Annotated in this window: 14 protein-coding genes; 4 read left to right on the plus strand and 10 right to left on the minus strand. The window is 56.0% G+C overall.

Annotated elements, in window-relative coordinates; genetic code table 11:
• Positions 1–62: 62 nt before the first annotated feature.
• Entirely contained in the window at positions 63–1448 is a 1386-nt protein-coding gene (locus HS103_13075; protein ID MBE7513733.1) for a hypothetical protein, read from the plus strand.
• Complete coding sequence (locus tag HS103_13080; protein ID MBE7513734.1) at positions 1445–1969, plus strand: PaaI family thioesterase; 525 nt, start codon at positions 1445–1447, stop codon at positions 1967–1969. The genes HS103_13075 and HS103_13080 overlap by 4 nt, the downstream gene beginning before the upstream one ends.
• 14 nt (positions 1970–1983) lie before the next feature.
• Here HS103_13080 and yqeC read toward each other — a convergent pair whose 3' ends face one another.
• The 6 genes from yqeC to HS103_13110 all read right to left on the minus strand — a co-directional run bounded on the left by yqeC (position 1984) and on the right by HS103_13110 (position 7699).
• Positions 1984–3348: a putative selenium-dependent hydroxylase accessory protein YqeC gene (gene yqeC / locus HS103_13085; GenBank protein MBE7513735.1), complete on the minus strand. Its 1365-nt coding sequence runs from the start codon at positions 3346–3348 to the stop codon at positions 1984–1986.
• An 18-nt stretch (positions 3349–3366) separates the two neighbouring features.
• Positions 3367–3612: a hypothetical protein gene (locus HS103_13090; protein MBE7513736.1), complete on the minus strand. Its 246-nt coding sequence runs from the start codon at positions 3610–3612 to the stop codon at positions 3367–3369.
• The gene (locus tag HS103_13095) at positions 3605–4522 is read right to left on the minus strand and encodes an EF2563 family selenium-dependent molybdenum hydroxylase system protein (protein ID MBE7513737.1); all 918 of its coding nucleotides are present in this window, start codon (positions 4520–4522) and stop codon (positions 3605–3607) included. The genes HS103_13090 and HS103_13095 overlap by 8 nt, the downstream gene beginning before the upstream one ends.
• Positions 4509–6755, minus strand: a complete 2247-nt coding sequence (locus tag HS103_13100) for a xanthine dehydrogenase family protein (protein ID MBE7513738.1) — start codon at positions 6753–6755, stop codon at positions 4509–4511. Before HS103_13100 ends, HS103_13095 begins: the two co-directional genes overlap by 14 nt.
• Before the next feature lie 10 nt (positions 6756–6765).
• Positions 6766–7098: a hypothetical protein gene (locus HS103_13105; GenBank protein MBE7513739.1), complete on the minus strand. Its 333-nt coding sequence runs from the start codon at positions 7096–7098 to the stop codon at positions 6766–6768.
• Between the two features lie 172 nt (positions 7099–7270).
• Positions 7271–7699 carry a response regulator gene (locus HS103_13110; GenBank protein MBE7513740.1) on the minus strand — a complete coding sequence of 143 codons (429 nt, stop codon included), beginning with the start codon at positions 7697–7699 and terminating at the stop codon, positions 7271–7273.
• Positions 7700–7991: 292 nt separating this feature from the next.
• Here HS103_13110 and HS103_13115 point away from each other — a divergent pair, with 292 nt between their 5' ends.
• Positions 7992–13637, plus strand: a complete 5646-nt coding sequence (locus tag HS103_13115; GenBank protein MBE7513741.1) for a hypothetical protein — start codon at positions 7992–7994, stop codon at positions 13635–13637.
• Between the two features lie 531 nt (positions 13638–14168).
• Positions 14169–15212 (plus strand): Gfo/Idh/MocA family oxidoreductase, encoded by a 1044-nt coding sequence (locus HS103_13120; protein MBE7513742.1) that lies wholly within the window; start codon positions 14169–14171, stop codon positions 15210–15212.
• Positions 15213–15277: 65 nt separating this feature from the next.
• On the opposite strand, the gene HS103_13125 is transcribed toward HS103_13120, so the two are convergent.
• The 4 genes from HS103_13125 to HS103_13140 form a co-directional block, all read right to left on the minus strand.
• The gene (locus tag HS103_13125) at positions 15278–16246 is read right to left on the minus strand and encodes a CHAD domain-containing protein (protein ID MBE7513743.1); all 969 of its coding nucleotides are present in this window, start codon (positions 16244–16246) and stop codon (positions 15278–15280) included.
• 174 nt (positions 16247–16420) lie between these two features.
• Entirely contained in the window at positions 16421–16816 is a 396-nt protein-coding gene (locus HS103_13130; GenBank protein ID MBE7513744.1) for an FAD-dependent oxidoreductase, read from the minus strand.
• Between the two features lie 304 nt (positions 16817–17120).
• Entirely contained in the window at positions 17121–18620 is a 1500-nt protein-coding gene (locus HS103_13135) for a hypothetical protein (protein ID MBE7513745.1), read from the minus strand.
• An 11-nt stretch (positions 18621–18631) separates the two neighbouring features.
• On the minus strand, positions 18632–21628 hold the full coding sequence (locus tag HS103_13140; protein MBE7513746.1) for a hypothetical protein: 2997 nt from the start codon (positions 21626–21628) through the stop codon (positions 18632–18634).
• Positions 21629–22062: the final 434 nt, after the last annotated feature.

Raw genomic sequence — 22062 nt, forward strand, 5'->3', positions numbered from 1 at the left:
GAGGGGGGGTAAAGAAGTGAGAAGTCAGCGCACCACATGAAAAGTAGGTATTATTGACGCTGATGACTCTCTTTTTGCGGCGCGTTGCCTGTTGTGTTCCCCTCATCTTGGTGATCGGTCTGATCGCCGTGCCCGTCCGCGCCCAAGACCCGCCGCCCATCCCTGACCCCGCCACCATTCCCCCTCACCTCGGTTATGGCATTCATTACGCGCCCAACACGAATGTAAACGCCGATGCGCTTGTCACCCAGCTTGGCTTTGATTGGGTGAAAATCTACGAATTGGCGAATGCTGGACGCTTTCCGGGGAAGAAAATCCTCTTGCGCATCGATATGCGCTGGCAAGATAACTGGGATCAGTTCAAGGCGAACCTGACGGCGTATATGCGTGCCGTCGCCACGTCGCCGGTGGACGCCGTAGAAATCCACAACGAGCCAAACCTAAGCCACGAATGGAGCGGCAAGCCGAATGCTTGGCAATACACCCAAATCTTGCGCGTCACCTATACGGTGGTCAAACAGGTCAAGCCAAGCCTGATCGTCGTCTCTGGGGGGCTTGCCCCAACGATCACGACGGCGGATCGCGCTGCGGTGGATGACCTTGAATTTGCCCGCGAGATGTTTGAGAACGGTGCGGGTCAGTGGTTCGATGCCTTTGGCTACCACCCTTACGGCTACAATATGCCCCCAGAGGCAGACCCCTACGGCAGCCAACCGCTCGTTTTCCGCCGGACAGAGCGTATTCGGGCGCTAATGGAAGAATACGGGATTTACAAACAAGTTTGGCTCACCGAGTTCGGCTGGCTGCGCGACCCAAGCGAGGAAGGCGTTGGCTGTTCAGACTCCAACCCCGATTTTCAGGGTTTTGCCTGGATGCGTGTCAGCGGGGCGCAGCAGGGCGATTATCTGGTGCGGGCGTTTGAGTATGCCCACCTTTATTGGGCTTGGGCGGGTCCGATGTTTGTTTGGAACTTGAATTGGCAGCAGCAGGAGGGAACGCCCATATGCAGCCATATGCGTTGGTTTGCCTTGCTGCGCCCGAATGGGGAAGTCACCAGCGCCTTCCGCCGCCTCGCCGCCATGCGCCGCTATGTGAGCGATTACCAACCGCGTATTGAACTGCGCGGCGATCCGGTGCAGGGGACGCTTTCGCTACGCTGTCCAGCGCGGACAGAAATCGGGCGCTTTACAGTGGAAAACATCGGGTACCCCGCCAACCTGATCTTCGATGTGGCGCCGATCAATGTGGGTGCGCCTTACCTTGAGGTACAGCCCGTTCGCGCCCGCGCCGGAGAACCGATCACCATCTACGCCGACCCCGCCGGAGCAACGACATCGGGAGCATACCCCGTGTTCATCAACATTCGGGCGAACTATACGGGGCGTCCGCTCTCCCAAAGCCTGAGTGGAACGGTAAATCTTTGGTACAGTGAGGAGAATTGTCCGTGACGACGCATTTATCGGATCATGATCATCATCACACACCCACCGACCATCCCTTGCAAGATATTTGGCATAACGGCACCTGCTATGGCTGCGGACCCGCCAATCCGCATGGGTTGCAGATCAAAAGCTATTGGTCGGAGACGGAAAATGCCGCGCTTTGCACCTTTCAAGGGCAGCCTTACCACAACGCTGGGTTCGATAACGTTATGTATGGGGGGTTAGTCGCCTCACTATGCGACTGCCACTCCATTTGGGCGGCAATCGCCGTCACCTATCGGCACGAGGGGCGGGATTATGGATCAGCCCCTTCGATCAGCTATGTCACAGGAAATCTAAATGTCAGTTTCCGTGCGCCAACACCGCTTGATCGGGCAATTGTCTTGAAGGCGCACGTCCAAAAGGTAGAAGGGCGTAAGGCACTGATCCACACGGTTGTGCTGGCGGGGGAGACAATCACCGCCGAGGCGCAGGTACTGGCGATCCGCATTCCTTTGGATAAGGCGTTGGGGGCAACGATGGGCTGAGAGCAGAACTGGTTTTACCCCAAACCCGCCCGCCGCAGGGCTTCGCGGTAATCTTCGGGGGTGTCAATATCGCGGAGGATGTTCTCATTGTCTGTTTCGATGTAGTAGGTATCCTCGCCATGCGCATTGATCACATCGCGGGGAGCGCCTTCTTTGGGAAGGTTTAAAATTTCCCCCCACAGGGAACGATCAATCAGAATTGGATGTCCGCGCCTCCCTTTGTAACTAGGGGCAATGATCTTTCCCCGTCCCTCGTAATAGGCGATCAGGATACGGGAGACGATGCGTGGGTCGATCTGGGGCTGGTCACCGAGGGCGACTAAACACGCACTGATCGTTGGTGGCAGTGCTTTCAACCCCGTCTTTAACGAGGACAACATATCGCCTTTTTGGTAATCGGCATTGTGGGCAAAGCGGGCGGAGTCCCGCTCCAAAACAGCACGGACTTGCCCCGCCTGATGCCCGGTGACAATGACAATATCATCCAAGCGCATCCGGTTCAGCCGCTCCACAATCGCCTTGATAATCGGACGCCCATCCCATGCCAGAAGGACTTTCGAGGTTTCCGGTTGATTCATGCGGCGCGACATGCCCGCCGCCAAAACCACCGCGCCCACCCGCCGGTGGACTTCTAAGATAGGATCGGCGTCTTGCACCGATCCAAACGCCACCGCGCTGATCAGCCGTTCGCGAAGGATCAGACGGGCGATCAACCGTGCCGCGCTGCGTCCAATGCCCGTTGTTGGGGCGCGATTGATCATGCCCACAATACGAGCCGTTGGCGGGACACCCTTCAAGCCTAGTTCGGGGTCACGCATCACAGAGGCAATCCAAGGGTAACGCACCCGTTCACCACCCGGATAACCGTATTGGGCGATGATCGCCTCTGGGTTGTAGACATGCTCGGCATCCAGCGGCACGCCGAGGGCATTCAAACCGACCACCGGCACATGGAGAGTCGTCCCTGAGGGAATAACGGGTTCGTGTGTATAGGGGGCTTTGAAGGGTAAGCGCCGGGCGCCATCTGCCTCAACGAGGATCACATCAGAGTCGACCGCATCGATCAGTTCGTTGATTGTTGTTGGCTCAAGTCCAATCACCTTGCTATTTTGAACATCCCGATAGAGAAAGATAAATCCGTGTTGGTTCAGGGCGCGGGAAACCGCCGCCGGACGAAGGGAATCGCCCCCTAACGTCACCGCGCCGGGGATGCTGGTTAATTCGTCAACAGCAATTCGCGTCGTCGTAGCCGCAATCACCCGCCACCCGGCGTCGATCAACTCACGTCCCGCCGTCAGCAGGCTGCTGGTCTTTCCGCCTGCTCCGGTAAAGGCGACGACATCGCCCCGTGTGATGCCCAGTGCCTCTGACAGCCGCATGACCGCTCCAGAATACGCCTATTTTTTCGGATTTCGCTCCAAAATACGAATGATTTCAAACCCCACAAAGATGATGATCAGTACGACGGGTATCAGCAGCACATAGCGCCAATTGATTGGATCCTCCCCAATGAAGGTTGTGCCATCGAAGGCGATGAAGGGAGGGAAGCGGATACCGCCGGAAAATTCCAAGGGGAGCAGCAGTAGATAGACAATCAAGGCAAAGACGATGACAAGCAGTCTAGGCAGCCAACCATTACGCATCGAACACGTCCTTTTTGGGTTTCCCCTGAACGAAATGCCCCTGAAGCATACGGCGTACCGATGGCGCAGCGAGAATCGCCTCCACCACGCCTGCGCCCACCGCGAGGGATTTGTCGGAGATGGTGAAGCAGTATTCCCGACGGGCGCGAGGATCAAGATCGCCGATCTTGAGTCCTATTGTCACGTATGTCTCATCATCAATCAAGCCCCTCACCACCCCATCAAAGGGTGCAGCAAGAGAAACATCCCCCACCCGCGCTAAACGATCTCCCTGGCGGGCGCGATTGCCTATGACCATCAACTGTACCATATGCCCCTCTGATGGCGCACGCAGGACCCGATCATGGCGAATGCCGCCCACTGTGGCGGGCGCTCCTGTATCTGCCTCGGCGCTCCCCGTCCAATAGACACGCCCCAAATGGTGTCCACGATTCGTCTCAATTACAGCATGGCAATCGATACCTGCCGTGAAACCAGGACCAAGCGCGGCGACAAAGGGCGCATCATGGATTGTCGTGTCGATATTGTGCTTGGCAACACGCCCATCAACAACAGCAATGGGCTGCAAAGCAGAGAGGGACGCCCCCTCTGGATCAACAAAAACGGGGATAACGCCCTCTGCCAACCATGCCCATGCCTGATCTAGATGTGCCAATGATGCTCGCCGCGCCATGATCCCCTCGATAATGACTGTTTCGTTGCGGATGCAACTGCTGAAACAGACGGGCAAGCGCACGGCAGTGGGTACGGGTAGTTCTGTCATGGCGACGGGAAAACCCGCTCGCGCTAAGCGCCAGGCGGCGCCTGTAGCTAAATCGCCCGCACCACGAATCAGGATTAGCGTATCTGACGGGGGGAAAAGCGGCAGGCGGGTGCGCCCATCCAGTCCGGCGTGTTCATACGAACCCATGCCGAACCCCCGCTTCGTTTAGCGCCTTCACCACACGCTCTGGGGTGAGCGGAATAGCGTCCATCCAAACACCGGTTGCCTCGTGCAAGGCGGCACAGATTGCCGGCGCAATGCCGAGGTAGGGCATTTCAGCGACGCCCCGTGCGCCCCATGGTCCAATGGGGTCGGGAATTTCGAGGATCACGCTCTGCACCTCATGGGGAATATCCCACACTGTTGGGATCAGATAGGTGGAGAGAAAGGGGTTTTGGATTACCCCCTCGCGGCTGATCAGGTTTTCATAAAGGGCGTAACCTTGCGCCTGTACCACCGCACCTTCCACCTGCCCTCGAACAAGTTCGGGGTTCACCGCTTTGCCCACGTCATGAGCAGAGGTCACCTTAATCACCTCGATCTGCCCTGTTTCCATATCTACTTCAAGTTCTACAGCTTGGGCAACATAACCATAGGCAAAGTTAGGGTTCGCCCGCCCGGTCTGTGGATCATAGCTTGTTGTGGGCGGTGGGCGGTATTGGAACGTCCCCACAGCGGGGCGTTCTTCGTTTGCCCACGCTGCCAGAGCAAGGGCTGCCGCCCCGCGAATGGCGTTCCCCGCCATGAAGGTAATCCGCGAGGCAGAGGCGCTGCCGGCATCATCAGCGTGTGCCGTGTCATGAGTTAGCAAGCGCACCCACTCTAGGGGAACGCCCACCGCCTCCGCCGCCATCTGGACGATCACTGTATGCGCACCCTGCCCCACCTCAGCGCTCGATTGACGGACGATGACCTTCTCAATTGCCGTCTTTCCGTGTAGTTCAATTGTTGCCCACGCCCGTTCGGGAAAGCCGAAGCTGAAGCCAACATTCTTAAAGCCACAGGCAAAGCCCACCCCGCGCCGTTTGTGAGGGGCGCTAGGCGGGGCGGTAGGGTTGCGCTGAAATCCCTTCGGTGTTTCTTCCCACTGCCCACCTTCACGGGCGCAGCGTTCTACCACCTCGGCAATCGTCACCCCGGGGGGGAGTGGTGTCCCCACCGAGAGCAAATCCCCTTCGCGAAGGACATTCCGGCGGCGTATCTCAACGGGGTCTATGCCCAACGCCTCTGCCAAACGGTTCATCATCCCCTCAGCGGCAAACGCCCCTTGCGGACCGCCAAACCCCCGAAACGCCCCCGACGGGATGTTGTTTGTGTAAACACCATAGGTATCAAGCTGAATGTTCGGGATCGTGTACGGACCCGTCGCCATCAGGTTGGCATTTCCCATCACCTTCGTCGTCGTGTAGGCATAGGCGCCGCCATCACCGACAACGCGCCCCTCGGCGGCAACGACCTTGCCCTCCCGTGTGGCGCCCCACCTTGCCGAAATGGTAATCGGGTGGCGTTTGTGATGGGCAAGGATCGACTCGCTGCGACTCCAAATGATCTTGACAGGGCGTTGTAGTTTTTGCGCAGCAAGGGCAAGGATGATCTGGACGGACATATCTTCACGCCCACCGAACGCCCCGCCGATTGCCGGATAAATGACGCGCACCTGTTCGGGAGGAAGTGCTAGCGCGTGGGCAATCTGTGCCTGATCCTCGTGCGTCCACTGCCCGGCGACAACGACGGTGACGCGCCCTTCCTCATCCAGATAGCCAAGACCTGCTTCGGGTTGAAGATAGGCATGTTCTTGCCAGCCGGTGTGAAACATGCCCTCCACAACGACATCTGCCGCCGCCCACCCCGCCGCCATCTCCCCTTTTCGAATCCGGTAATGGCAGAGAATGTTATTGGGGTACTCGGCGTGTAGTTGTGGCGCACCCTCCAACATAGCCGCTTCGGGGTCGGTGACGATGGGTAAATCTTCGTAAGTGATCTCGATTAGGTCGCGTCCGGCAGCGGCGGCTTCTTCATCCTCAGCGACGACGAACGCCACATAATCGGCACGACAGCGAACGACATCCGCCCCGGCTTTGGTAGAGCCTACGCCGCACAAGACAGGCTGATCGTAGTGGACTAAGCCGTACTCGTTGCAGGGGACATCGGCGGCAGTAAAGATGGCGACAACACCCGGCTGTGCCTGTGCTTTGGTGGTATCTACCGCCACAATACGGGCATGGGTGCGATCTGCAAAACGAATCTTGCCCCAAAGCTGCCCGGGCAGATCGATATCGCCAGGATAGGCGGTTTCGCCAGTGACTTTCCCGCGCCCATCGACGCGATGAATCGACTGCCCAACGGTGAAGGTGTTGAGGCGTGGGGGGTGTGTGGTCATGCCGTTTCGCTTATTTCCAGTCACGCTGCTTCTTTTTTGCCTTGCGGAGCGGTGTCACCTCAATCTTGGGGGAATCGTCTGGGTCGCGTCCGGCTGCCACTGCCACCACAAAATAGGCAATAGCAATGAACACCAGCCAAATCCCAAAGGCAATGCCAATGGTTGCCGTCCAGCGATTGGGGCTTGCCTTAAAAGTCATCAGTTGGGCGATTTTGCCTATTTCGCCTTGCACCAATCCGTTAGCAATGAGGAGGGCGAAGAAAAATAACCCCCCCGCCAAGATGAGGGCAAAAATAGGCAGTAATGGATTCTTCTTAACCTGTTTTTCCGCTTGCTTGACCATGTGGCAAATGCCTCCTGCGGCTGTGTTGCTTTCTAAAGAGTTTACCGCAAGCGAAAGTATTTGGGGATAAGGAGAACTCCTACATAAGGCAATTCTAGTCGCTGAGGTGGGCTAAAAGGGGGTGTTTGCCGCGTTTGTGCTTGCCGGGGCGCGAGAGGCTGCGCCCCAGCATCTAGGTCGCATCGCGGTAGCTGCGCCGTCCGTGACGGTTGATCAATTGGCGGACACCCGGGTTGATGTTTCCCGTGTCAATATCCGAAAGCAGTTCACGGATAAGCAGCGGGCTAGAGGGTTTCACCATAAAGATATTACTGCCAGCGTTCATCGCCTCTCGAATCACATCAGAGTCGTCGTCCATGGAAACCATGACAACGACAGATTCGGGCGATTGGCTGCGGGCAAGCGCGATCACCTCGCTTCCCCGTCCGTCGGGGAGGTGGTAATCAATGAGGTATAGGGAAATATCTGAGGCGACCTGTTCCGTACCGCTGGTGCGGTCCGCTGCGGTAAGGACATCATAGCCGTGATCGGTCAGCATCAAATCCCAGATCGAGCGGTTGGCATAATCGTCATCAACAATGAGCGCACGCTTTACCGTCATGAAGTTCCGCCTTTCAAGCACAACTCTGATTGTAGCGAGATTGCCATACGGCGTCAACATCCCTTGATCCAAATTGTCTCCCTAATTTTTTGTGCAACTTTTTTCTGCCCCTTATTCCAAGAGGCATTTTGTCCAACAATTCCGACAAATCGTACACAAACCTAAACCGTAAAATGCGCAGAGTCGTGTATTCTATATGTAGTAGTCTTAGGCAAACGCAGCCCATTGCCATGGCAACGGCGATTCTCGTGGGTTTTAGGCTGAGTGAAAGCCATTTTGGAGGATGAAGTTTATGTTTAGCCGCAAGCAGTTCGCCCAAAAGCGCGGCACACGGGGGGCAGCAGGACAAGCACTCGTTGAGTATGTCTTGATTGTGACCCTGGTTGTCTTCGCCCTTGTCGCCATTCTGACCGTCACCGGTCCGGCGATTGGGAACGTCTTCAGCAATACGGTTTACAATATCCTAAACCAGACCACCACCCCGCGTGAGCCGTTCGGGGATGCCACCTTCTGGCAATATGCAACGGCTGTGGCGTCTTATACGCCAGCGCCCTTTGAAGTGAAAACAAACACCCCGGTGGGGCAAGACCCCAACCAAAACAACCCTCCCATTGCCCGCCCGGACGCTTATACGTTCGATACGGCAGGCAAGACAGTGTTCACCTTTAATGTGACCGGTTCGCCCTTCCCCTTATTGCTGGCGAATGACGAAGCCCCCGCATTGGATACGACCCTGCGCGGCGACACCATCACACTCTCCAGTTGCAGCGCCGTCGTCGCCATCACCCCCGTTGTTCCCAATGTGGCAACTGTATCCTGTTTGCCCAATGGCGAGTTCACCTTTGTCCTCACCAACACCACCTTTGAAGGCTATGTGTCCTTCACCTATCAAATTATTGACTCGGAGGGCTTAACCGCCTCGGCGGGTGTAACCATCGGCATTGATGCGCTCGGTCCGCCGCCGCCCTCCAAGACACCCACGCCGCAGCCTTCGGCAACGCCCGCCGATATGTCGCACAGCTTCCCCTTCTATGACAGCGGCGATAGTTCGACGAATTGGCATATCAACTTCTCGAACGTCGTTCACGGTCCATGGGATGTGCAGTACTACAACAGCACGAACTTCACCAACCCCGTTGGAACGGTGGGATCACTGTTCTGGCGTCCGACGCGGCAAACCCTGAACGAAGATTGGGGTGGGGGCGTCCCCTCGGCACTGCTGCCCAATCCTGATGCCTACAGCGTCCGTTGGTCGGTGGCAAGCACGCCGATGCAATCGCGCCTCTATGAAGTGCGTCTGACGGCAAACGGGGCGGCAACCTTCCGCATCAACGGGACGATCATCGCCCAGATTGCCGCTGATAACGGGACAGCCCAAACAGTAACAGGGCTGTATAATGGCACGGCTGGTAATGTCAGCATGTCGCTGGACTTTGCCGAGACGATGGGCGATGCGTCGGTGATCCTCACCTTCAATGTCCTTGCCGATCAGGGCAACTGCCGTTGGGCGCCTGCTGGCGCACCGTACCACACGGCTAGTTCCTCGTGGCACGATAGCCCCGGTTCGGCGTCCTACGGGGTGGACTCGACGTGCAGTTTGCGCTTGCGCGGCTACATCGACATCCCCGCTACCCGCGCCGATACAACGCCCACGCAGCCGATCCTCTCGTTCTGGGAAACCTATGCCCTGAACACGAATGACAAACTTCAGATTGGTGTCCGCGATTACGATGCACCCGATAACTGGTCGTGGTTCGATGTCCATACCTCGGCTGATGCGGATAATCTGAACTGGAAACAGCAAACCTACAGCCTGACGAACTTCATGGGGAACAACTTCCGCGGCAAGAAGATTGAGGTCGCCTTCCGGGTGATCAGTGTCGATGGAAATGTTGCCAACGGTTGGTTTGTCGATGATATTCGCGTCGAAGATTCCAACCCGCGCCTGTATGTCTTGGGTTGGGGCGATAATGTGGATAACGATGGTCCCTCGCCAAACTCGAACGATCACTTCCTAAACGAGTGCAATTGGCAGCGGGTCACCGCCGTCAAGAAAAGCGGCACCCACGCTTGGCACGATAGCCCAGGCGCGGGTGTAGAATACCCGAATGGGTCGGATTGTTCGCTGACCTTGAATGGGTTGGTCGATCTCTCCCCCAACGCTGCCGAGGTTGAGCCAATTGAACTTACCTTCTGGAGCAAGAGCGATCTGAACACGGCGACAGACCAAGCCATTGTTCAGTACCGCTTAGAATCAGAGATCAACAACCCGCTTGGGTGGGTCACTTTGTCCCCCACAGGCAGCCCCTATAGTTGGATTGCCAAAGCCCCCACGAGCAATACGTGGACACAAGTCTACGTTGACCTCTCGGCGTTGAAGGGGCAGAAGTTCCAACTTCGCTTCCGCCTGACTGCCGATACCGATAATAACCAAGCCGATGGCTGGTATCTTGACGATATTCTGATTCGCCGCCGTCCGCAAGAATTCGTCGGTATCCCCTTCTACGAGCCGTTTGATAGCGCTGCCCGCTGGACAATGACCGGCACCTGGGGCGTCACGACGGATACCGTCACCCCGCCCATCAGCGGACCGACAGCCCTCACCGACAGCCCCGGTGTCGGCGTGAACTATGCGCCAACCTCGAACAGCTATGCCGAGCTTGTGCCGCAGATTGACCTTGCGGGGACGATCAAACCGATCCTCACCTTCTGGTCGTTCTGGGAAGCGCCTGACCCGAATTTGTTGTTGGAGGTCTCCACCGATAACGGGGCGACCTGGAGCGGGACACCGCTGTGGCAAAAACCAGGGGCGCAGCCTGTCCAACGGGCATGGTATCGCCATCGGGTTGATTTGACATCCTTCATTGGACAGCGGATCAAGCTGCGTTTCCGCTTGCAAGTGGCAGCAGCAACGGGCTATGACGGCTGGTACATTGATGATTTGTTGGTTGAAGAGGAAGGGACAGCCGCCCGGAAACTGACCGACGGCACGATCATCTATAACCTTGACGGGACGAACCCGAAAGATGATTGGTATGCTGGCGGGGCATGGACGGTAACACCCAGTGTTGGTGTGGGGAATACGTCTGCCTTCTCAGACAGCCCAGCGGACTACCTCAAACCGGCGATCAGCATTCTTGAACCCAAGACACGCTTTGATCTGGTCGGGTCCGTCTCGCCAACACTCTACTTCTGGACCAAGTTTGAAACGGCAGATGTTGCCGACAAACTCCATGTAGATATTTCCGAGAACAACGGCGCTACGTGGTCAACACCCGTCTGGACGAACCCCGAACCAGCCAACTTGGGCTGGCACCGGGTGGCGATCAACCTTGACGCTTATAAAACAAAGGTGATCAACATCCGCTTCCGCTTCCAAGCGATGACAACAACCACCTCAGGGGATGGTTGGTACATCGACAATGTGACCGTCTATGATCGCACGAACATGGCAAACCTTGGCGTGACGATGAATGATGAATTCAACGACCTCAGCAAGTGGGTTGCCGAAGGCGCATGGACTGCTGTTCCCACCATGTGGAGCGGTTGGTCGTACCGCCCGGAGACACTCGTCCCCACGAATGTGACCTATGGCGGCACGGTGACAACCTCGAACTGGGTTGCCGATTACTGGCACATTGCCCCTTCGGATACGGGCATTTGGACGGCGGGTGGGGTTGTGTTCCCCGGCAACGCGCCCAATGTAGAGTTGGATACTTCGGTGGCTGAAATCAACTTCAACTACCAAGCGGATACCAGCACTCGCCCCTTCTCTCCGGCGGTGACACAGTGGCAAGTATCCGGCGTCGCCAACCATGAGTACTACCTTATGAAATGGCGGCGCAGTTACCAAGTCCTCTCTGGCGGCGGCACCTACCGTCTACGCCTGACGATGGCCGGTGGGGCGCAGCTTTACGTGAACGGCAATCTGACCGGTCCAAGTATGAGTTTGGAAAAACCCTTCCAGACTGTCAGCGGGATGAACAGCAACCCCTGGGTAACCGACTCGCGCCTGCGGACGTACTACTATGAGATCACCGTAAGCGGCACGTTTACCCTTGAGTTGCAGTACCACCACAAGACACTGGCAGACTCCGGTCCCGGACAGATCGAGCTTGCCTTTGCCGAGCGCTCCAGCGTCGCCCGCACCTCGGACGGGACAGCGGCGACGAACACCTACCCGAACATGTACCGCACCAGCCTGATTTTGAACGGCTACCTGACGATCCAAGCAGGTAAAGTGGCGAATATCGGCTATCAAGAGCGCTGGTCGCTGACCGATACCGACTACGGGAAGGTCTACTATTCCTACGATGATGGCTTCACCTGGACAGAGGTAACAAGCGTCCAAAGGAGCATGAACAACCCGCAAGGCGGTGGCTGGTCGGCTGGCTCAACGCAAGATTGGGTCAACACATCCTTTGTCCTGAAAGACCCCATCACAGGGAACACCCATACGGTGAACCGCAAGGTGATCCTGAAGTTCGAGTTGGACTCGAAGATCAACACCGCTGTTGACGAGGGCTGGCTGATCGACAACTTCCAGTTTGTCCTCGGTGATAACGTGGCGAATATCGCCCCGCTCAGTTCAACAATCACCATCCAAACGGTGACGAACAGCCAAAACAGCGCCGTGCCAACCATCGTGGATACCCCCGGTGATACGCACACGCTCAGTATCATCGCTCAACCCTTCCGGGGGACGGTGGCGGTGGTCGGCAACCAGATCCGCTACACCCCACCCGCAGAGTGGACGGGGGCAACGACCTTTGTCTACCGGGTAACCGATCAGGGCAGCTTGACGGTAGATGCCGTTGGCTATGCCTATGTTGAACCCTACTTCTATCGAGGTGTAAACGTTGGCGATACCAGCGGAGCAGACATAGCCCCCTCTGTAGTCATTGATGGCAACACATGGGACGCGTGGGGAACGAACACTAGCAGCAGCAACACTGGAAGCAACTACATCACCGCGAGTTTGTCCCCCCCTGTAACTGGCGATATGGCGACAATGCTAAGCACCGGACGACGCCGCAACACAACCGATAACTGGGCGGAGTCGCGGGTAACGATGTCCAATGTTCAAGCCGGCGTTTACACAGCTTATATCTATGTGACAACACGCACGACCACCACGGTCCCCTATGACATCATGTGGAAGAGCATGTGGAGTATGCGTATTGTCAACGATGCCAATCCTGGTCCTACAGTTGGGAATTGGCGGCGGTACGGCCCTTACACACTCCATCAGCAATCTACGGGCAATTTCAACTTCTACCAACACACCGCAAATGGGGTGGGGATGATCGCGGGCATTGAATTGTGGCGCGGAGGAGATTATCTCGACTGGACTTCGATGGACATTGGCGATAACGATTTCAATGACGAAGGCACAACGACAGGTGGCGGCAGCACAGTTACCCTCACCGGTGGCGGCTGGGACATCTGGACAAGTGGGTCTCAGTACGACGAATTCCGGTATGCCTACAAGATAGAAACCGGAAGTGTTCGCATCACCGCACAGGTACGGTGGCCTACATCACCTGTCCATGAGTGGTCCTTTGCGGGGCTGATGTTGCGCTCCGAGGAATGGGAAGGATCGCCGCAGGTGACGATGGGTATCACCCGCGATCATGGACGCAATTGGGTGCGTCGTCAGACATGGAATGGTAGCTCTGTTGATCAAAACGAAGGGACAGTGGCGACTGGGACAAGCTGGTATTGGGTGCGGGTGGAATTCCGCCACGACCTGAACCGGGCGCAGGCGTTCGTCTCCACAGACGGGGTAAACTGGACACAGTATGGCTCGAATCAGACGATCAACCTTCCCAACCGCTATATGGTTGGGTTGGCGGCCACCTCTCTGGTCGAAGGAACATCGGTGACAGCAGAATTCCGTAATGTGACGATTGAGCAAATCTCACCACAGAAACCGTAAGAATAGTAAGAAGGGGGGGGCGCAAGCCCCCCTTCCTTCCAAGCTTAGGGTAACCCGCCTTGCCGAAAGCTGTGGGTTCAAGATTGTGCGGATTGTCACGCCGGAATACGAGCGCTTGGAGGCATATGACGCCCACCCCAGCCCTGAATAGATGATCGTCGTTGGGGGGGGAGGGGGATGAGGGCAAGTGCATCACCCCTACAGCATTTTTCAAGGAGATTGACCCCTTAGTGGTTGACAGCCCCGCTTATCACGATACACTTACCGATGGGCTAGGGGGTGGTGATCAAGGGGTAAACGAACGACGCCCGCCCTTCTTGTAAGAAGGCTGGTTGCCGCCCAACCAGTGAGGGTACTGCAAAATATAAAGAACTTTCCCCCATTCACCCCCAAAACGCCCCGCAAAGAGTAAACTCTTTCCCTCAATGTCAAACCACTGAGATTGATCCTCCCAATGCCCCGCTATAAGTTGGGGAGGGACTAGCGCAGCATGGCAAGGATAACAACTCCCCACCAAAGGAATATCACACCATGAACACACGGAAAGTCCTCTTTTGCGGACTCGGCTCGATTGGGCAGCGCCACTTACGCAATCTACGGGCGCTTTACGGCGATTCCGTCGAGGTGATCGCCTATCGCGGACGCAATGCCAGCCCCGTCCTCAACCCCGATATGACCGTTCGCCCCGGCGCCGTACTGGAGACCACCTATAACCTCACCAGCGTTGACCGCCTAGACGATGCTCTTGCCCTGAAACCGGACGCTGCCTTCATCACGAACCCAAACAGCCTTCACCTCCCCACCGCATTGGCAGCAGCCGAGGCGGGGTGTCACCTCTTTATTGAAAAACCCGTCTCTCACAGTATGGCGGGGATGGCAGACCTTGTGCGGGTTGTCGAAGCGAAGCGCCTGACGACCTTCGTCGCCTATCAATTCCGCTTTCACCCAGGTTTGGCGACGATCAAACGGCTGATTGACCAGGGACGCTTGGGGCAGATCATCAGCGCCCACATTGTGAACGGCGAACACCTTCCCGACTGGCATCCTTACGAGGACTACCGAACAACCCATCCCGCCCGCGCCGATTTGGGTGGCGGTTCGCTGAGCATCCAAACGCACGAACTCGATTATGCCCTGTGGTTTTTCGGCTTGCCGCGCCGTGCCTTTGCCCTCGGCGGACACCTCAGTCGTTTGGAGGTGGATGTTGAAGACTCGGTGGATGTTTTGCTAGAGTGTGACTGGCAAGGGAAAACACTTCCCGTACACATTCATCTTGATTATGTTCAGCGTCCGCCGCAGCGCGTGTGCGAGGTCATTGGCGATGCGGGTAAGGTGCGCTATGACTACTACGCCGGAGAGGTCATTTTTGATGATCTCGTCACCCGCAATCAAGAGGTGTTTCGCTTTCCCCAGTTTGACCGCAATCAGATGTTCCTCGGTGAGTTGCGCCACTTTTTTGCCTGTATCGAAGGGCGGGAACCCTCCCAGATCGATCTTGCCGAAGGGATTCGGAGTATGCGCATCGGCATTGCGGCAAAGGAATCCCTTCGCACGGGGCTGCCCGTTTCGGTCTGATGTGTCCTTCCTTCTTAGACCCTGCGAGGGCAAAAGGGGAGGGGATTTCCCTCCCTCTTTCCGTGCTACAGCGCCCCAACCGCCAGCGCCATCGCCCGCCGAACTGATGGGGCGTTGAATTCTGCCCACACGCTCGGAACAGCCTGGCGCAGGCGGCTCATCTCCTCGTAACAGAAAGTGAGGAATGTTCGCACTACGCTTGCCTCTGCGCTAAAGATGGTCTCCTCGCTGAAGGCGCTCTCTAGGTAGCCGTTGGCGTAGTCCACTGCCACCCGTGTATCTTGCAATTCTCCGACGGAGTCTTGAAACACTTTCGTCGCCTTAATAACGATGCTTGCTTCTTCACCGAGGACGGGGGCGAACGCCTCTAAGCTATAGCGCAGGCGTTTTACCTCAATGCGCAGCGCGTGCAGCCCATCTAAGGTGAGCCGTTCAAGGTGTTCCTCATAGGCACGAACGGCGGCGCTCTGCTCGTAAATCAAGATCGGCACGACATCACAGATGCGAGACGGTTTGGGAGACAGTAAATATGTCGTTTTCGGGGGAGGAACTTCCTCCAAAAATGCCTTAAATCGATCCTGAAACGCCTCAAAATAGGCGCTATCAAGGGTCTGGTGAAGGGGGACAAGGGCAGCGCTGCGCTGCTCATCAAAGTAGGTTAGCATTGCCCGCAGCGCGGCGGTTTCAGCGGGGGGGCGGGTTTGCGCATAGGCTTGCAGCATCAGGCGAAAGACATCTAAATCGCGCACAACACCAAGCGCTGAGGCAATCTCCCGCAGTGTCCGATTTAAAGGGCGGACAGATTCCTTCGGAAAATAGGGCTTGAACAGCGCAAACATGCTCCGCAAGCGGCGGGTTGCCACGCGCATATCGTGAACGGAGTCGATGCTGTCGTCGTCCTTCACCATGTGCGGCGCTTCTTTTATGAGCTTGGCAAAATGCAGGGCGAGGACATACCGCCCGCCCCCTGCCATCGAATCATTAGGGTGTAGGGTGGCTGAATCTGTCGGGGAACTACGTCCAGTCTGTGTCATAAACGGGCGATCCTGATTTTAGTGGTCAAGGATACCACAGTTCAAAAAATTGTTAAGGTTAGGTTAAGGGTCTATTTGATCGCCCCATCGCCATAGCAACGCGCAGCGCCCCCACTGTAACTCCCGCCCTACAAGGGAGCGCGACGGGTAATCCGGCACGCGGGCAGCAAACTTTCAAGCGGCTTGTGCCGCCTGTTCTTGAATACCCCAAAAGTGGCGCAGTGAGGGGAGTTTTGCCGCCCGTTCTTCCCGCCATGCCGCTTCCTCACTCCAACGGGCTATGGCTGTCTCCCCAATATGGACAACCCAAGCCGGATCAAGCCGCCGCACTATCCAATCAATTCCTAACAGATCGCCTGCAATAGCGTGTGGTCTGTCAGGTTGAAAGCCGCCAGCAGCGGTTGCCCCGGCATCAAAGCGATAGCCTTTGTGGAAAAATGTGCCAGCACAGCCACCGGCGTAAACATGTGCCTCTAGGACAGTGACGTTGAAGCCTTGTTTTGCCAACAGCGCGGCGGCGGTCAAGCCTCCCACCCCCGCGCCAATGACGGCGATTCGTTTTGGTGACATCGGTATCTTTCGTGAACGATCACGAAAGATATTAGTAAATGTCAAAGGTTTGTGAAGGGTTTAATTAGGGGGGTGAACAGGTATATCATAGGAGTAAGGATGAAGGATGAAGGATATCTTTTGCCTTCTAAGCCCCGAAGGGGTGGCTGCTTTCAGCCCGCTGCTTTAGCGGCGGGCGACCCACATGGGGTCGCCCTTACGGAGAGGTGAGGTGTGGGGGAAGGGGTTCTTTTAGAAATTTTCCTGACGAACGACTAGCCCCCTCTGCCCCACAAACAGGGAAAAGGAGTGCTAGGAGGTGAGGTTATCCACGCGGTGAAGGGTCGCCCTTTGCCGCCTTCATCGTCGTTTCCAGCGCAGAGATTCCCTCTACCGCCGCCAACCGCCCCGCCATGATGTGTTCGCACGGACCGCGTGAGAGAAGGTTTTCCCTAAAAAAGGCACATTCACAGGTAGCAAACCGCAGCCGCCCTTCTAGATCAACAGCGAACTCCACGTTGTAGGATGTACTATCCTGATTCTCAACGGTGGCATAGCCTTTGATTTCACGAGGACGATCCGGGTTGGGGATGACATTCTCAAGGTGGACACGCCCTGCATTGATTGCCTTCCGTGCGGCTGTAATGCGCGGATCGGGGGCGAGGATTGTCTCTGGATTCAGCGGCTCGGCAAACAATTCGCGGGAGCGGTAGCGGCGCGTCGTTGGATCGTACATTGCCTTACCTTCCCGACAGAGGGCAAAAAGTGCTGTCTCTGCTTGGGCTGACTCAAGCAGGGTGTGCGCTTCCACATCCTCGCGGGAGAGGGCATAGCGGCTGGTGAGCAGATTGTAGACGCTGGCAACTTCTTCCGCACTGATCGGGGTCTGTGGGGCAAGCAAATCAAGGGCGCTTTGCTCCGTCCAATCGTTGCGCACCCACCCGGAGAGCATCAAGAGGAACTTGTATGCCCCCACATGGCAGATGTAGAAATGGGGCAGCCCCCGCCCCAAGACGCCAATCGTCACTTTGTCGGCGTAGGGGAGAATCGGCAGCAAGAGTTCCAAGCGTTTTCGCCCCCAAAGGCGCACCACACGCGGATAGCCTTTGTACTCTGACCCCATCATGACAAAGCGCTTCTCCCATGGCTCAAGGACGAGATTCACAGGTTGGTCGGTGGCAAATTCAATACGCATTGCCGTAGGGGGGCGGCGTGCTTTGTTTTCTTGCAGGAAATGAATCGCGTTGAGTAAGTCTACAGGGCGGGTATGGAAGGTGAAGGGATGCATGGCGAGGGCGCTCTGAACTTGCAAAAAGCCTTTCACCCACGCATCGGGCAGATCAACCTTGTGTTCGTAGTGCGCCTTTTCCACAGAGCCAACCTGTGTCTGAACGGCGAAGCCCGCCGCGCCAACGGCGAATTCCGTTTGGCGGCTGGAGCGCAAGTTTTGCAGGGCATCGCGCAGGGCAAAGGTGAAATCGATGTTCGTCGTCCCGTAGGTTGTCTCGCTGAGCAGGTTGAACGCCTCTGTAGCGGCGGAAAGCCTCACATAGACTGATCCATCGGTGCTGAACGCCTCGAAAAACATCTCGTCGGGGTGGACGGTAATCACCGGATCAAGCAGGAAACTGGAACGCTCTATACGGGCATCGCTGATGATCACCTCGTGCATGGCGATCATCAGCCGGCGGAGCGTCGCCGGATCGTGCAGAGTAGCGCGAAAGCTGACCGGCAAACGCCGCATGTTTACGGCAAAATCAAGGGCGGAGGTGTTGGCATCGGTGATCAGACTCGTGCGATGGTCGTAAGCGAGTGTGTATTCCATTGGGAAACCTCCTAATCCTGTGTCGCCATCATACGCTGTATCTTGGCATAGGCAAGCATTGTCTCTTGGTAAATAGACCGTCGCCCGCGCATGTCCATGGGGTCTTCCAACGCCCGCATAATGGGCGCGGTGTAGCGCTCCCCCTCCTGTGCAGCTGCCTCCAAACACGCCAAGACCATGCGTTTTGTCGTCCGTCGGGCGCGGGTCATAAGGAACCCGCGCAAGGTGGGGAGATTTTCGATGACGCGCTCTGCCGCCTCCTGCCCACCTTTGCCCAAGCTGGTGAAGGCGATCATCTGGATGTAGACACTAGGCGATTCGAGCAAATCGCGGATCGCGGCGCCAGAGTTTAACAGGGCATTATCATGGGCGGTGGCAAGGTACTGAAAGAGGGGGTTGTTTGTCCGCAGTGTCTCCTCATTCCAATCGTTGATGTCCATCTGGCGAAATCGCCCGAACACATCAGCCGTATGGCGGGCGAAGGTTTCTGGCGACTCGCTGTACAGGCGCTCAAACCGCGCCGTGATAAGCGTCGTGAGGGCGTTTAGCCGTTCGGCGGCGTTTGGTGGGCGGTTACGATTGGCATAGGGATTGGAACTCCTGACCCAACCACCAGCGAGGATGATAAATCGGTAGGTTAAGTAGTTCAAAAAGACTTCATCACGCCGTTCGTCGGCAAGGGTATAAATCGCCTCATCGGGTTGGATTAGAAAGGTTTCTAAGAAAGAGCGAGTCTCTACGGGATAGCGTTTATACAGGGTATTGGCTGTCTTGGCGGTAAGCGTCCACTGTCTAAATGTGTGGGCAGAAGGTGTCAGAAGGGCAAGACGTTCCAAAAACCGCTGCCGGTTGTCATCAGCAGCATGGGCGAGCGCCTGATTCCATTCGGAAGCGTAGAGAGGTGACTGTGTTGCCATACGGTATTGCCAAAGAAGGGTGTCATCACCGAGGCGCTTGACGGCATCATCGAGTCCCTTAACGGGGAGCGAAAACGCCGCATGGTTAATCAAATAGGGCATTGCTGCCTTGCCATAGCGCTTAACCACTGTGAGCAGCGCCTCTCTATGTTGAACATTCCATTCTTCTTCAGGATGGATGCGTTCTAGCGCGGCGCCGATTTGATCGGGCGGTATGGTCTGCTGTAGCAGACCATGTACCTGCCCACCCCAGGTGATTTTTTGGATAGCGATGAGCGCCTTGTTGATCGCATCAATCATGGGCTGATCGGCGTGTTTTTCCGCCTCAGCCAGAAGTTTGGGGTAGGGTTTGTTTTGTTCTCGTCGCCACCAATTGCGCCCAGTGGGAAGATGAGCGCGGATAAACTCACCCAAATGCAGCCGATCCCGCTGGTAAATGATTACTGCCAGATCATCGGGAAGGACAAACCACGTCATAGTGCGCAAGGTGAGGGCGCGGGCAAGGGTATCATTGTCGCTGGTGTCCGCGAGGTGTTTCCGAAGATCGGCAACCCAAGCGGGTTGTGTCGTGATCTGTCCATAGAGGCGAGTAAAGAGGGCATCACGCCCTTCTTTTTCCAAGCGCGGAAGGAGATCACGGATTACGTATTCATCTCGCCCGATGTAGCGGGCAATGAATGAGTCGAAGAATTCTAACCCCCGTTCCATCAAGGCAGGCACCCAAAGACGCCCTAGCGCGGCGAATTCTGTTGGCTGCCGGCGTGCCATTGCCGAGAGTTCTCGCAGCAGTTCGCCGCGTTCAATGGGGAGGTCAAGCAGGGCGCGGAGGCGGCCCGCCGTGACCGTGTTCATCACCCGCTCCAGATAGGGGAGAACGGCTTCCCCATATTTTTCCAAAAAACGGCGCATGATGGCTGGATTCGCTTTTTGATAGTCTTTAGAATGCCACTCGTTTAGAACCGTTACGATCTGATCAGGCGGAATATCCTCGGCTAGAATGCGCTCCATCTGCGCTTCCCAAAGGCTGTGATTTGCCGCTTGCCGAAAGATGCGCTGAACCATCAACGGATCATCCTCTGTCTTTTCAATCATCGCAAGAAGTTTTGGGTAGGTTGCCGCTTTGCCCCCGCGATCTATATGCCGCGAGATGAAATCAAGGGCTACCTCTCGATTCAGCCTATAGAGTGCCACAGCTTGAGCGTCAGAGAGTTTGGTGTAGGGAATTTCTAAGCGAGCTAATTCGCTTTCAAGTTCGGCTTCGGCGGGCTTACGGGCAATGAGTTCGTCTATTTCTGCCCCCCATTCTTTCTTTGTATGGCTGTGCCGAAAGAGTTTGTTCCACAGATTATCCTTTCCATCTGCTTTGCAGCGCTCAAGAAGGGTTTGCCGTAGGGACATTAATTCGGCAATGTGCGGCTGATGTAAGAGGCTAAAATAATAATCATAAAAAGGAAAATAGGTCATCAGGAGGGCAGGGGCATGGTCATAAAGATAGCCTAACCATGCCGCTGCTGTATATTGTGTCATTTGCCACCCTAGCCTATTTTGAATGGCGTCCATCACCTCAGCCGGATTTTCCTTTGCCGTAAGTGCCTGAGCAATCCGTTTGTGGGCAAATTCTTTCGCGCCAGAAAGTGTATTTTTCTCCGCCCATTCCTTCAGATGATGTCCTAGCCCCTGCAACTGCTTAACAATCCCCTCAGCAAGCGCTGGAAAATGTGGTGGTCGCCACGCCGTAAGTTTTGAGGCAAGGGTGTCATCAGCGTTCTTCTTTATAAGATCGTTTGCTTTTGCATCCCATTCCGTTTGGGAGGCATAGGTCTTGAACAACGCTTGTTGCAGGTGTTCATCCCCTTGTTTTTCAGCGGCGGCATACAAATTTGGGTAAGGAAACGATCCATCCTTTATATGGGCAGTATTATGAGAACGACTAATCTGAGACAGGATCAATTTGCTAAACAGCGTCGGGTTGCGGGTATAGAGGGCGGTGGTATGGTCATCGCTAAGATGAAAATTGAAATTGGCGAGGCGGAGGGTTAGATTTGCCAAAAGGGTAGTATCGTCTGTGGTTTGCTCTATAAGGTTTGCCACATCTGTATCAAAACCATGCGGATCACGTTCGTATACTTGGGCATACAATTGTGAGAAAAAATGATGCCTCATCTTGGTTTCTTCTGCCCAGCGAAGGAGTTCCTTAACAGTACCTTTTGAGGTTGAGTCAATACGAATCGCCCCGAGAACGAATGAATTAAAAAACGCGAAATCTCTTTCACAAAGCCTCAACGCCCAGTCCGCCGCTTCAGCCTGAAACCCTTCAGGGTCTTCCTCCATAATTTGTGTAAGCGCACGCTGTAGGTCTGGGCTTTCGTCATGCTCCTGAAACGCATCGAGGATGCGTTGACGTGTTGTAGGAAGTGAGGTTGTCATTGGCGGATAAGCTCCTTTGGGTGGGATACCCTTCCATGCGCTCTCTCAGAATAGCACAAAAGTTCTCTGTTGTCTAGAAGGAGACTCAACGCAAGAGA

It is taken from the genome of Anaerolineales bacterium (genome assembly GCA_015075625.1).
Taxonomy (GTDB): Bacteria; Chloroflexota; Anaerolineae; order Aggregatilineales; family UBA2796; genus UBA2796.